At 66.0% G+C, this 13,257-nt stretch carries 13 protein-coding genes; 8 read left to right on the top strand and 5 right to left on the bottom strand.

Going from position 1 to position 13,257, the window contains the following annotated elements; genetic code table 11:
* The first annotated feature begins 23 nt into the window (after nt 1-23).
* Nucleotides 24-383 (top strand): DoxX family protein, encoded by a 360-nt coding sequence (locus tag BTO20_RS18175; protein WP_087077701.1) that lies wholly within the window; start codon nt 24-26, stop codon nt 381-383.
* A 9-nt stretch (nt 384-392) separates the two neighbouring features.
* Here the strand turns inward: BTO20_RS18175 and BTO20_RS18170 are convergent, their stop codons facing one another.
* Nucleotides 393-815, bottom strand: a complete 423-nt coding sequence (locus BTO20_RS18170) for an SRPBCC family protein (protein WP_157680242.1) — start codon at nt 813-815, stop codon at nt 393-395.
* Between the two features lie 84 nt (nt 816-899).
* Here BTO20_RS18170 and BTO20_RS18165 point away from each other — a divergent pair, with 84 nt between their 5' ends.
* Nucleotides 900-1,406 carry a DUF2505 domain-containing protein gene (locus BTO20_RS18165; RefSeq protein WP_157680241.1) on the top strand — a complete coding sequence of 169 codons (507 nt, stop codon included), beginning with the start codon at nt 900-902 and terminating at the stop codon, nt 1,404-1,406.
* A 10-nt stretch (nt 1,407-1,416) separates the two neighbouring features.
* On the opposite strand, the gene BTO20_RS18160 is transcribed toward BTO20_RS18165, so the two are convergent.
* Nucleotides 1,417-3,240 carry a CocE/NonD family hydrolase gene (locus BTO20_RS18160; RefSeq protein WP_087077699.1) on the bottom strand — a complete coding sequence of 608 codons (1,824 nt, stop codon included), beginning with the start codon at nt 3,238-3,240 and terminating at the stop codon, nt 1,417-1,419.
* Nucleotides 3,241-3,508: 268 nt separating this feature from the next.
* Between BTO20_RS18160 and BTO20_RS18155 the strand changes: the two genes are divergently transcribed.
* The 3 genes from BTO20_RS18155 to dnaE all read left to right on the top strand — a co-directional run bounded on the left by BTO20_RS18155 (nt 3,509) and on the right by dnaE (nt 8,648).
* Nucleotides 3,509-4,315: an SDR family NAD(P)-dependent oxidoreductase gene (locus BTO20_RS18155; RefSeq protein ID WP_087077698.1), complete on the top strand. Its 807-nt coding sequence runs from the start codon at nt 3,509-3,511 to the stop codon at nt 4,313-4,315.
* A 69-nt stretch (nt 4,316-4,384) separates the two neighbouring features.
* Nucleotides 4,385-5,029 (top strand): TetR/AcrR family transcriptional regulator, encoded by a 645-nt coding sequence (locus tag BTO20_RS18150; protein WP_087077697.1) that lies wholly within the window; start codon nt 4,385-4,387, stop codon nt 5,027-5,029.
* 70 nt (nt 5,030-5,099) lie between these two features.
* Complete coding sequence (dnaE, locus tag BTO20_RS18145) at nt 5,100-8,648, top strand: DNA polymerase III subunit alpha (RefSeq protein ID WP_087077696.1); 3,549 nt, start codon at nt 5,100-5,102, stop codon at nt 8,646-8,648.
* An 89-nt stretch (nt 8,649-8,737) separates the two neighbouring features.
* Here the strand turns inward: dnaE and BTO20_RS18140 are convergent, their stop codons facing one another.
* The gene (locus BTO20_RS18140; RefSeq protein ID WP_087077695.1) at nt 8,738-9,571 is read right to left on the bottom strand and encodes a class I SAM-dependent methyltransferase; all 834 of its coding nucleotides are present in this window, start codon (nt 9,569-9,571) and stop codon (nt 8,738-8,740) included.
* A gap of 34 nt (nt 9,572-9,605) precedes the next feature.
* Nucleotides 9,606-10,358, bottom strand: coding sequence for a hypothetical protein (locus tag BTO20_RS18135; RefSeq protein WP_157680240.1), 753 nt, complete (start codon nt 10,356-10,358; stop codon nt 9,606-9,608).
* A gap of 30 nt (nt 10,359-10,388) precedes the next feature.
* On the opposite strand from BTO20_RS18135, the gene BTO20_RS18130 reads away from it, so the two are divergent.
* Entirely contained in the window at nt 10,389-10,793 is a 405-nt protein-coding gene (locus BTO20_RS18130) for an SRPBCC family protein (RefSeq protein ID WP_087077694.1), read from the top strand.
* Nucleotides 10,794-10,803: 10 nt separating this feature from the next.
* Here the strand turns inward: BTO20_RS18130 and BTO20_RS18125 are convergent, their stop codons facing one another.
* Nucleotides 10,804-11,199, bottom strand: a complete 396-nt coding sequence (locus BTO20_RS18125) for a lipoprotein LpqH (protein WP_232491181.1) — start codon at nt 11,197-11,199, stop codon at nt 10,804-10,806.
* 141 nt (nt 11,200-11,340) lie between these two features.
* Here BTO20_RS18125 and BTO20_RS18120 point away from each other — a divergent pair, with 141 nt between their 5' ends.
* Nucleotides 11,341-11,778 (top strand): nitroreductase family deazaflavin-dependent oxidoreductase, encoded by a 438-nt coding sequence (locus BTO20_RS18120; protein WP_087077692.1) that lies wholly within the window; start codon nt 11,341-11,343, stop codon nt 11,776-11,778.
* A gap of 28 nt (nt 11,779-11,806) precedes the next feature.
* The gene (ilvA, locus tag BTO20_RS18115) at nt 11,807-13,099 is read left to right on the top strand and encodes a threonine ammonia-lyase IlvA (protein ID WP_087077691.1); all 1,293 of its coding nucleotides are present in this window, start codon (nt 11,807-11,809) and stop codon (nt 13,097-13,099) included.
* Nucleotides 13,100-13,257: the final 158 nt, after the last annotated feature.

Here is a 13,257-nt window from a genome sequence, read left to right as displayed (position 1 = left end):
GCGACGCTTCGACAGGGGATCGGATGAGTATCGCGGTGGTAGTGGCCTCGATCGTGCTGGCGGTCTATCTCGGTGTCGCCGCGATCCTGAACCTCTTCTATCTGGAGGAAGCGCGCAAGAACGGTCAGCGGCTGGGGCTGTCGCGCGGACTCAGCCGGTTCATCGGCGCGTGCCAGCTGGCGGGCGCCATCGGGCTGATCGGCGGATTGTTCTGGCGTCCCTTGGGCATTGCCGCAGCGGTCGGGTTCCTGCTGATGATGATCGGCGCGGTGATCGCGCACCGACGAGTGCGTGATTCCGTGCTGGCGACGCTACCCGCGGTCGTGGTCTTCGGTGTCACCGCATTCGTCTTCGGCGGTCAGCTCGCACTCGTCGCTGTATGACGCCGATTGTCAGGGGCGCTCGGCGATTTCGGCGATACGCGCAGTCGACGACTCGAACGCCGTGGCCAGGCGCGGTCCGATGAACATGGCGGCCACGCCTGCCAGCGGCCCGGCCATGATCACCCGTTCGGTCAAGATCGTGCCATCGGGAACAGGGTCGATCTGGTGCTCGAAGCGCATGGACAGTCCGGGAAACGACGACGTGCCGGTCCAGAGCCTCGGTGATTCCACCTCGGTGACCGTGGAGGCGGTTGCCGGGCCGCCCTTGCCTTTCACGGTTATCCGTGCGCCAACGCCGAATTCGCGGTCGATCGAGGCTGATTCGATGATGCCGCCCGGCCATCGCGGGGGATCGGTCCACACGTCCCACACCTGCGGTGCGGATGCCGAACTTCTCGTTGATCCTTCAAAGGACCGGCGCGCTTTAGCCATGTGCTGATGATCGCACTGCCGCAAGCGCTTTGGTGCGGATCGGAGCAGGTTGAGTTCACCGAACATCGGCATTACGGTGACGGTATGGCACGGTCTTTCGACGTGTCGGTGCAATCTGACGCCGGCCTCGCCGAGATCCTCAGGGCATTCGGTGACCGAGATTACTGGCATGCACGGCTCGCCGCTTATGCGGGAGCCGGGGCCACTCTCGACCGCCTTGCGGTCGACGCGGCAGGTTCGGCCATGGTGACCGTCACACTGCGCCTTCTGCGCGACCGACTGCCGGCACTGGTGACTCAGCTGTACCCCGGTGATCTGACGATGGTGCGCAATGAGACATGGCGGCCCGATAGCAGCGATGTGGTGCGGGGCGATATCCGCGTCGCCGTCCCGGGTGCACCGGTGTCGGCACACGGAAGGGCAACCCTCACACCGCGGGCCGCTGGTTCGCAGCTCGTCTGCCGCACCACGGTCAGGGTCGCGGTGCCCTTCGTCGGAGGCAAGCTGGAAGACTATCTGGGGCGTCAGTTCCGCGATGGGATGCCCGCGATACAACACTTCACAGCGCAGTGGATTGCCGAAAGGCGTTGATACTTCAGGTTCAGTGAATGATGACCGGCAGTTCGATCCGCGACGGATGTGCGCTGTCGCGGTGGACGCGGATGGCAGGCGCGCCTCCAGGCAGTACCGCGAACTGATCGGCATCGGCACCCGATACGGCGATCCGGATCCGGTGCCCCGCCTCGAACACATACGACGTCGGCAAGAGATCGAACCTCAGCTCGGCGATCTCACCGCGGGCAAGCGGTCTCGCGTCGGCGCGTCTGAAGGTCCGGTATGGAACGGTCTGCGGGTAGGGCGCCGCGGCGATACTGAGATGTCGATGGAGCGCACGCAATTCGCCCTCGGTGACGTACGAGACGGCGCCTCGGGTGTCCATATCCTCGAGATAGACGAAGAACGTCCCGTCGGCTGCTGTCGAGCTGACGAACAGCGTGACCAGGGGGTGTCCCGTCACCTCGAGCGGCTCGGTCAGCACGCCGGTGGTGTAGGTCAGGAGCTTCTCATCTGTGGTGCTGCGCTCGGGATAGCGCACGGCTTCCCCGATCGCAACCTGCGTGCGCCACCGCGAGTGCTCGCCGGTACCGGCGGTGAGATCGACCTGATAGTCATCGGCGGCGTCCTGGTCCGGGACCTCATCGGGCCCGGGGGCCTCGACGGTAAGTCGTCGGTCGGCGGTGAAGTAGTACGTGAGGACGTCGGCCGCGGGCGGCCACGAAGACGCCGATTTCCAGCGGCCTTCGCCCATCGTGAAGTAGTGCACGACGGGTTCCGACGCCATGCCATTGTCGCGACCTCTGAGGTGGTGGTCGAAGAACCGCAGCAGTTCACCTTCGTGATCGAACGCCGAAAGTGTCGGTGGACGAACAGGTTCGATCTGCCAACGGCCCCCATGGTTCCACGGACCGAGGACCAGCCTACTGCCCGCGGTGGCCACCGATGAGAAGCGCTTGATCGCCGAATGAGCGTAGGCACCGTCGAACCAGCCTCCGCTGCCGTAGACCGCGGCGCCCGACCCTTCGATGTCGCGACGGTAATTGTGCGGGCTGAACCGGTTGATGCTGCCGCGCGGATCGACGGGTGTACCGATCGGGGCCGGACCTTCCCCGATGCCGTTTCGGTAGGGATCCGACGGTGCCACATCATCACGGAACGTCAATGACAGGGCCTGGGGGTGGATTTCGTAGTTGGCGAGATGCGCGGCGACAGCTCCGGCGCGGAGCCGACGGCCGCGGTCACCGTCGACCGGCATCGCGCCGGTCACCAGGAGCTTGACCCACCACCCCGCGACCTCATGAGGTGCGTTGCGGTCGAGCGCGTCGTTGTAGCGCCCCCAGGTCTGGGTGAACCAGGTCCCGTGGATGCCGCCGGGGAACGCGATATCGGTGTAGGCGTCGTAGACCGAGAAGCGGGGCGCTACGGCCCGCACCGCGGGGTGCTGGTTGACCAGCAGCAGCTCCGCCGCGGCGCCGCTGTAGGAGGTACCCAGCGCACCGACGGCCCCGTCGGACCATGGCTGGCGGATGATCCAATCGACAACCTGTGCACCGTCGCGGATCTCGTCAGGGGACCATTCGCAGACCCGGTGCCCGTAGGAGGCGCCGGACCCGCGCACGTCGACGTCGACCCAGGCATAGCCCGCGGCGACAAAGCGACGACGGCACACGGCGGTCGAGCGGATGTGGTCAAACGGCTTGCCGCCCCGCAGCATTCGCAACGGCCAACGCAGTTCCATCGCCCGGTAGTACCGGGTCTGATGCACGATGGTCGGCAGCGGCGTCCCGGTCGGTGCGACGGGGAGATGGACCGTGATGGCGAGCTGGACACCGTCACGCATCGTCAAATAGCAAGAGGACGAGACCATTCCCCGGTGCACCGGTGATGGGCGACCGGTATCCAGCCAGGTGGCATCCGACCCGTCGCTCACTGCGCCACCTCCTGGTAGACGCGAAAGTTGATTGCCTGCTGCGACCGCATCGACGGTGTTGGGGTCAGCATAGAGAGGCCACGTGCCCGGAAAGGTCCGAATCGTGGAGTCCAACTGTGCGTTCGACCGATACCGGCCCACCGCGCCCGGTAGGGTCCGAAGTGTCCGTCGGCAGTGGAAAAACCAACGCGGAGGTCCCGTTTCGATGCGAGATTTTTCGGGCGCGGTCGCGCTGGTAACCGGCGGCGGTGGTGGGATCGGAGCGGCCGAGGTCAGGCTACTCACCGAGCGCGGCGCCACGGTGTGCGCGGTCGACATCGATGAGGACGCCGCGCTCGGCAGCGGCGCCGCCCTGGCCATCGGCGCCGACGTGGCCGACCGCGAAGCGATGGCCGAAGCGGTCGACCGGGTCGTCACACAGTTCGGCCGGCTCGATCTTGTCTTCTGCACTGCCGGCATCACCCACCGGCCGGCGACCCTGCGAGTGCTGGAACCGGGTACCGCGCAGCGGGTCATCGACGTCAACCTCGTCGGCACACTCAACACCCTCGAACCCGCGATCGACCCGCTCATCGCGTCGCGGGGGCATGCGGTTCTGGTGTCCTCGATGGGGTGGCCGCCCAACAGCGAGTTCGGGACGTTGCTGCCGACCTTGGGTGGTGTCGCCTACTCGACCAGCAAGGTGGCGGTGGAGATGCTCGGCCGCGGGCTGCGGATCGAGCTCTCGCCGTATGGGGTCGGAGTCACCATCGCCTACTTCGGTCCGGTCGACACGGCGATGGTGCGGCTCACCAACGTGCCGCCGACCCGCTCCAGCGAGCGGCTGCGTATCAGTCCCGAGAAGGCGGCCGCGGGAGTGATCCGGGCCGTCGAGCGGGAAAAGGTGCGCGTGATCATCCCCGGCCGGTGGAACTTCCTCAACGTCGTGCGGCCGCTGGGCGTGCATCTGGACAACCTGTTGCTTCGCAGCCGCAAGCAGCGCGATTTCATCCGTACTTATGACTCCGCGTGATGTCCATTTTGGCGTTAGTTTGCGAGGGAAGGTGTTGACCGGCATATAGCTATGTTTTAGCGTTTGCCCATGGGTTACGCGGGGGGACGTGGGCAGCGTCGCCGCAAACCGGGCAGGCCGGTCGGGGCGGACGCCGCGCAGACCAGGGCCCGCATCGTGCGCGCAGGCCGCGAGGTCATCACCGAGTACGGGTACGGAGCCGCCACGTTCCAGGCGATCGCCCGCAGGACCGGGCTGAGCCGGCCGACCCTGAACTACTACTTCGCCGACTGGGAGGACCTGTACGGTGAGTTGGTCCACGAGGCGCACTTGGTGCTCGTCGAGTGCATCGAGCAGGCCAAACAGCATGAGCTACCGGTCAATCGTTTGCGTGCCTTCGTGACGGCGGTGCTCGAGGTCGGCTCCCGCGACACCTCCTTCGTGGCGTTTCTGGTCAGCGCGCGCCTGGAGGCCGAACGCAACCCGACCCTCCCGACGGCCACCGTGACGGCAACCCGAGGCTTCCTGTTCAGCGTGGTGGGCGATGCGGTCGCGCGGCGTGACCTGCCCGACGACTGCGACGCCACGGCCATCGTCGAACTGCTGCACGCCATCCTGTGCGGTGTCGGCGTCTGGGTTGGCCTGGACGCGCCATGCGACTACTTGTCGGTTGCCAGGCAACTCGATGCCGTGCTCGACAGCGGGTTGCTGGGTGGGAATTCGCAAGCCTGCTGAGCGGCCGTCTGCAGACACGCTCGACGACACGCCCGGATGTGTCGGTGCTCCGCAATAGACTGGCCACCCTATGAGCGGTTCATCTTCGGGGTCCTTCGTACACCTGCACAATCACACCGAGTACTCGATGCTGGACGGTGCCGCGAAGATCACGCCGATGCTGGCCGAGGCCCAGCGGCTGGGCATGCCGGCGATCGGCATGACCGACCACGGCAACATGTTCGGCGCCAGCGAGTTCTACAACTCGGCCACCAAGGCCGGCATCAAACCGATCATCGGCATCGAGGCCTACATCGCGCCCGGTTCGCGCTTCGACACCAAGCGGGTTCAATGGGGTGACCCGAGCCAGAAGGGCGACGACGTCTCGGGTAGCGGCGCCTACACCCACATGACGATGGTGGCGGAAAACGCGACCGGTCTGCGCAACCTGTTCAAGCTGTCGTCGCTGGCCTCATTCGAAGGTCAGCTCGGCAAGTGGTCCCGCATGGACGCCGAGGTCATCGCCGAACACGCCACGGGCATCATCGCGACCACCGGCTGCCCCTCCGGCGAGGTGCAGACGCGGCTGCGGCTCGGTCAGCGGGACGAGGCGCTGGCGGCGGCCGCCAAGTGGCAGGACATTTTCGGCAAGGAGAACTTCTTCCTCGAGCTGATGGATCATGGGCTCGACATCGAACGCCGCGTTCGCGAGGGCTTGCTGGAGATCGGGCAGAAGCTCGGTATCCCGCCGCTGGCCACCAACGACTGCCACTACGTGACCCGCGAGGCCTCGCAGAATCATGAAGCGCTGCTGTGTATTCAGACCGGCAAGACGCTGTCGGACCCGAACCGGTTCAAGTTCGACGGCGACGGTTACTACCTCAAGTCGGCCGAGGAGATGCGCGCCCTGTGGGATTCCCAGGTGCCGGGCGCATGCGATTCCACGGTGCTGATCGGCGAGCGGGTGCAGTCGTACGCCGACGTGTGGACGCCGACCGACCGGATGCCGGTGTTCCCGGTGCCCGACGGCCACGACCAGGCGTCCTGGCTGACGCACGAGGTGACGGAGGGGCTGAACCGGCGGTTCCGTGGAGACGCCGTACCCGCCGAGTACACCGATCGCGCCACCTACGAGATCAAGGTCATCTGCGACAAAGGGTTCCCGTCGTACTTCCTGATCGTGGCCGACCTGATCAACTACGCCCGATCGGTCGGCATCCGGGTGGGACCGGGCCGTGGGTCGGCCGCCGGGTCGCTGGTGGCCTACGCGCTGGGCATCACCAACATCGACCCGATCCCGCACGGGCTGCTGTTCGAGCGGTTCCTGAACCCGGAACGCCCGTCGGCTCCCGATATCGACATCGACTTCGACGACCGTCGCCGCGGCGAGATGCTGCGGTATGCGGCCAACAAGTGGGGCAGCGACCGGGTCGCGCAGGTGATCACCTTCGGCACCATCAAGACCAAAGCGGCGCTCAAGGATTCGGCTCGCGTCCACTACGGCCAGCCGGGTTTCGCGATCGCCGACCGGATCACCAAGGCGCTGCCGCCGCCCATCATGGCCAAGGACATCCCGGTGTCGGGCATCACCGATCCCAGCCATGAGCGGTACAAGGAAGCCGCCGAGGTCCGCGCGCTGATCGACACCGATCCGGATGTGCGGACCATCTTCGAGACGGCACGTGGTCTGGAGGGCCTGGTCCGTAACGCGGGTGTGCACGCCTGCGCGGTGATCATGAGCTCCGAGCCGCTCATCGACGCCATCCCGCTGTGGAAGCGGCCACAGGACGGCGCGGTCATCACCGGTTGGGACTACCCGTCGTGTGAGGCCATCGGCCTGCTGAAGATGGACTTCCTGGGCCTGCGGAACCTGACGATCATCGGCGACTGCATCGAGAACATCAAAGCCAACCGCGGGATCGACCTCGACCTGGAAACGCTGCCGTTCGACGACCCGGCGGCCTACGAACTCCTCGGCCGGGGCGACACGCTGGGGGTGTTCCAGCTCGACGGTAGCGCGATGCGTGACCTGCTGCGCCGCATGCAGCCCACGGGCTTCAACGACATCGTTGCGGTGCTCGCGCTGTACCGGCCGGGCCCGATGGGCATGAACGCCCACAACGACTACGCCGACCGCAAGAACGGCCGCCAGGCCATCAAACCGATCCATCCGGAGCTGGAAGAGCCGCTCAAGGAGATCCTCGCCGAGACCTACGGCCTGATCGTCTACCAAGAGCAGATCATGTTCATCGCGCAGAAGGTCGCCTCCTACTCGATGGGTAAGGCCGATGCGCTGCGTAAGGCCATGGGCAAGAAGAAGCTCGAGGTACTCGAGGCCGAATACAAGGGCTTCAAAGAGGGCATGACGGCCAACGGGTTCTCCGAGGCCGCGGTGAAAGCCTTGTGGGACACCATTCTTCCGTTCGCCGGGTACGCGTTCAACAAGTCGCACGCGGCCGGCTACGGTCTGGTGTCGTACTGGACTGCCTACCTGAAGGCGAACTACCCGGCCGAATACATGGCGGGCCTGCTCACCTCCGTCGGCGACGACAAGGACAAGGCCGCGGTGTACCTCGCCGACTGCCGCAGGCTCGGTATCACGGTCCTGCCGCCCGACGTCAACGAGTCGGTGCAGAACTTCGCCTCGGTGGGCGCCGATATCCGGTTCGGACTGGGCGCAGTGCGTAACGTCGGCGCGAATGTGGTTGCGTCGCTGGTCAGTACCCGCGCCGAGAAGGGCAAGTACACCGATTTCTCGGACTACCTCAACAAGATCGACATCGCGGCCTGCAACAAGAAGGTCACCGAATCGCTGATCAAGGCCGGCGCCTTCGACTCGCTCGGGCACCCGCGCAAGGGGCTGTTTTTGGTGCACACCGATGCCGTCGATTCGGTGCTCGGTACCAAGAAGGCCGAGGCGATGGGGCAGTTCGACCTGTTCGGCGGGGGAGACGCCGCCGATGCCGGAGACGCCGCATTCACCATCAAAGTTCCCGACGATGAGTGGGAGGACAAACACAAGCTGGCGCTCGAACGCGAGATGCTCGGCCTGTACGTGTCCGGCCATCCGCTCAACGGCGTCGCGCATCTGTTGACGGCTCAGGTCGACACCCAGATTCCGGCGATCCTCGACGGTGACGTCGCCAACGACGCCCAAGTGGTGGTCGGCGGCATCCTCGCCTCGGTCAACCGCCGCGTCAACAAGAACGGATTGCCCTGGGCCTCGGCGCAGTTGGAAGACCTCACCGGTGGTATCGAGGTGCTGTTCTTCCCCCAGACCTATTCACTGTTCGGCGGTGAGATCGCCGACGACGTGGTGGTGTTGGTCAAGGCCAAGGTGGCCGCACGCGATGACCGGATCTCGCTGATCGCCCACGAGCTCGTGGTGCCGGACTTCACCAGCGCTCAGGCCGACCGGCCCCTTGCGGTGAGTCTGCCGACCCGGCAGTGCACCATCGACAAGGTCAGTGCACTCAAGCAGGTGCTGGCGAACCATCCGGGTACCGCGCAGGTCCATCTCCGGCTGATCAGCGGTGAGCGGATCACCACGCTTGAGCTGGATCAGTCACTGCGAGTGACGCCCTCGTCGGCATTGATGGGTGACCTCAAGGCGCTGCTGGGCCCAGGCTGTCTGGGCTGAGGCCCTTACCCGCCCAGTGGCCAGTTGTGCTCGCATATTGCGAGAAAACGTGCAGTAACTGGCCACTCGACGGTCGTTGAAGCTGTTGGTCAGAACCGGTACCGCAGGATCCGTCCCTTGCGCGCCGTCGCTTTCGTCATCCCCATCAATCGGGTGGCGATTCGCAGCCAGCCGGGAAAGAGGTCGACTTCGTCGGCATGGGCGAGGCTTGCCTCCTCGACGAGGCGCACCCGCGGATTCCACGTCTGCGGGTGGTGAGCGTCTTTGAAGCCGAGGTAACCCCATTGACTGCCAACATCTTTGAACATCTTCTGGGGATAGAATTTGAGCGCCGCGCGGCTGAACCAGCCGATGCCACCGTAGTCGTTGAAGGCGATCTCGCCACTGGGAAAGCGCTCGGTGATGCCGCGGAAGATGCCGGCGATGACCGGTTCGGCGAGGAATGCGAACAACCCGTCGGCCACGAGCATGGTGGGGCGGTCCGCCGGAATCGTCGCGGCCCAATCCGCAGCGGCCAGCGACGCGACCACGATGTGCGAGCGTGGATCCGGTGGCAGGAGCGTCTCCCGCAGTGCGCTGATGCCCGGGAGGTCAACGTGGTACCAGTCGACGGTCTGCGGCGGCGCGACCCGGTACAGGCCGCTGTCGAGGCCTGCGCCGAGATCGACCACGACGGCGTCCGGATGCGCCGAGGCGAAGCTACGGACCCGGTCGTCGAGCATCTTGGCCCGCAGCGCCGTCTGGCACACCACGCTGGTCTGAACACCCAGGCCGGCGAAGTCGTAGTCGATGTCGTCGACGATCGAATCGGCAAGGGAATCCGCGAGTATCGGACGCGGCGCGCGGTTGTCCAACGCCCGCGCGTACAGCGTCAGCAAGGCCGTCGCTTCGACTGGGGTCAGATCAGTGATGACAGTCCTCATAGTGCGACGGTACACCCGCCGCCGCATTGAACGATCAGCCCAAAACGTTTACCGCCCTGGCGATTACGAGTCCTGCGGTGGACAGCGCCACCATGGCCTGCACGGCCATCGCCATTTTCGCCCACCGCGCCAACGGCATGGTGTCGGTAGGCGAGAAGGCCATCACGTTGGTCATGCTCACGTAGAGGTAGTCGACGAACGTGGGACGCCAATCCGGTTTGGCGACATTGGGATTGCCCATCTGAGGGAACATGAAGTCGGGATACGGGCGTGCGCCGGTCTGCCGTGCGAACGGCCCGCCGCGGTCGAGCTCCCAGTACCAGATGCCGAACACGATGATGTTGGTGACGAAGATGGCTGCGCCGCTGCCCAACAGGATCGCCGCCTTGTTGCTGACCGCGCCCGACAGGATCTTCACGTCGAGCAGAACCGCCGAGAGCGTGTTGTCGAGAGTGATCGCGGCCAGTAGCACGAAGGTGGCGTACCGGCCCAGCACAGTTGACCGGGTGAACCGGATCGGGTTGAGCCACACCAGGACAGCCAGCAACAGCAGCTCCGCGACGATCAGCGGCCAGCGGGGCACCACGGTGTAGCTGCGCGGAATGGCGACTTGCAGGGCCAGTGCGGCGATGAGCGCCACCAGGACCGGCAGACGGCTTTCCGGGTCGCCGGGCCGCAGCCACGACGGCACGTGCTGCCCAGTTTCTGCGGCCAACCGCTCGGCACGGGCGACGAATTTCTCCACCGGGGTGTGCGGTTCACGAGGAGCGTCCGCCTCACTGTTCATCGTGTCAGTGTGGCTGCCTACGCTGTGAATATGCGGAGTCGTCATGTCAGTGTTTGGATCGATGCCCCGCCCGACGTGGTGTACGCGTTCGCCGCCGACCCGCACGAGTTGTCGCGCTGGGCGGCAGGCTTGGCGGAAGGTTCGCTCCGGCCGTCGGCCGACGGTTGGGTCGCGGATTCCCCGATGGGGCAGGTGACCGTACAGTTCAGCCCGCCCAACACCTTCGGCGTGCTCGATCATGTGGTGCGCCTACCGTCCGGTGAGGAGGTCGACAACCCCATGCGGGTGGTGGCAGCCGCTCCCGGGGCAGCGCAGAGCGAGGTGGTGTTCACCGTGCGGCAGCGGCCCGGGATCTCCGATGAGGATTTCGACGCCGATATCGCCGCGGTGACCGCCGATCTCCAGACCCTTCGCGGAATTCTCGAAGGTCAGTGACCGCGGGGCTTCAGCAGCGCGCTTCCAGCCGGTACTGAACATCGGCCGGCTTGGTCGGGCGGTCGTCGTTGGCACCGCTTGCCGTCCCGGTGATGGTGAACGTCGACCCGTCGATGCTGGCCTCGGTGGTGCCCGGCCGTCCTTCTGCCCAACTACCGGTGAAACCGTCCAAGCTGCGCAGGCGCACCGCCTTGGGAGTGACGGCGGTTCCGGTCTCGACCATCGCCGTGAAGCCCGGCTCCTTCTGCAGCGAGTCGATGATCCACAACCACGCCCGCTGCGTGCAGTCGATCGGGAAGGCGGTCGACGACTCCTGGCCGTTGATCGTGATGCGCGCGGTGTTCCCGCCGGCGGGAGGTCCGGACTGAGCTGAACACGCGCTTGCCACCAGAGCTGCGAGCACCACCGTGCGCGCCCCCGCCGTCCGTATCCGCCCATGGACATGGCGCATAAGAACGGGTTTACCCCTTGTCGGCGTGTTTAGCCATAGTCGCGCGGATTCGTCCGGTCCGGATCGTGAGCAGCCCCAGAGTTCTAGGCTGACCGCATGCCGCTGACTGGAGAATACGAACCGAGCACATCCGACTGGGCCAGGGACAACGCGGAGACCTACATGTCGTCCGGGGGCACTGCCGGCACCGAACTGAACGGCAGGCCGGTGATCCTGCTGACCACGGTCGGGGCCAAGACCGGCAAGATCCGCAAGACCCCGCTGATGCGTGTCGAGCACAACGGTGAGTACGCCGTGGTCGCCTCGTTGGGCGGCGCACCGAAGAATCCCGTCTGGTACTACAACGTGAAGAAGAATCCCCGGGTCGAGCTGCAGGACGGGACGGTATCCGGGGATTACGAGGCCCACGAGGTTTTCGGCGACGAGAAGGCCGCGTGGTGGGACCGGGCCGTGGCGGCGTTTCCCGATTACGCCGAGTACCAGAAGAAGACCGACCGGCAGATCCCGGTGTTCGTGCTCACCCCGGTGAAGTGAAACCGCTGGCCGGTGGCACTATTGACCGGTGACTGCCGAACTGAGCCCTAGCTCGAGAACGCCGCCGCTGATCCCAGCTCTTTCAGCGGCCGACATCGACGAGGCTGCCCGGCGAATTTCCGGCGTGGTCACCCAGAGCCCACTGCAGATTTGCGAGCGGTTGTCCGAGGCCACCGGCGCCACGGTGTACCTCAAGCGCGAGGACCTGCAGGCGGTGCGGTCCTACAAGGTGCGTGGCGCCTTCAACCTGATGGCCCAGCTCTCCGAGGACGAGAAGGCCGCCGGTGTGGTGTGCTCGTCGGCCGGCAACCATGCGCAGGGCTTCGCGATGGCGTGCCGGTCGATGGGGATCCACGGCCGGGTATATGTGCCTGCCAAGACTCCCAAGCAGAAGCGTGACCGGATCCGGTATCACGGCCGGGAGTTCATCGAGCTGATCGCCATCGGAGCGACCTACGACCAGGCCGCCGCCGCGGCACTCGACGACGTGGCACGCACGGGTGCCACCCTGGTACCGCCCTACGACGACCTGCGCACCATGGCTGGGCAGGGCACCATCGCCGCCGAACTGCTGGAGCAACTCGACAGCGAACCCGATCTGGTGATCGTGCCCGTCGGCGGCGGGGGTTGTATCTCCGGCATCACCACCTACCTGGCCGAGCGCACCACCGGCACCTCGGTGCTCGGCGCCGAACCGGCCGGTGCGGCGTCGATGATCGCGGCATTGGCGGCGGGTGAGCCCGTCACCCTCGAGCATGTGGACCAGTTCGTCGACGGGGCCGCCGTCGCCCGGGCGGGTGCGCGGCCCTACGCCGCACTGGCCGCGGCAGGCGACATGGTGTCGATCACCACCGTCGACGAGGGCGCTGTCTGCACCGCGATGCTCGACCTCTACCAGAACGAGGGCATCATCGCCGAGCCGGCCGGCGCCCTGTCGGTGGCGGCGCTGCTGGAGGCCGACATCGAGCCCGGCTCCACCGTGGTCTGCCTGATCTCCGGTGGCAACAACGACGTCTCCCGGTACAACGAGGTGCTGGAACGCTCGCTGGTCCACCTGGGCCTCAAGCATTACTTCCTGGTCGATTTCCCCCAGGAGCCCGGTGCCCTGCGGCGCTTCCTCGACGAGGTGCTCGGGCCGGGTGACGACATCACCCTGTTCGAGTACGTCAAGCGCAACAACCGGGAGACCGGTGAGGCGCTGTGCGGTGTCCAATTGAGTTCGGCGGCCGACCTGGAAGGTCTGCTGGCCCGGATGGAGGGCTCCGACATCCACGTCGAGTTGCTCGAGCCCGGATCCCCGACATACCGCTACCTGACCTGAGCGGCAGGTTGTCCGTATTCCCCTCGGCGGCTACAGGTTTCGTACCGCCGCCGAGCGGGATGCGGCATCTCGTTGCGGCATAGCCCGTCCTGCGAGCGCCGGATACAGGTAGTGCGCTACTCGCGCGGATGGCTGCGCCGGTTCCTAGCGTTGGCTCC

It is taken from the genome of Mycobacterium dioxanotrophicus (assembly GCF_002157835.1).
In the GTDB taxonomy this organism is placed as follows: Bacteria; Actinomycetota; Actinomycetes; order Mycobacteriales; family Mycobacteriaceae; genus Mycobacterium; species Mycobacterium dioxanotrophicus.
Note: the sequence above shows the minus strand (reverse complement) of the source record. Positions and strands in the feature narration are given on the sequence as shown.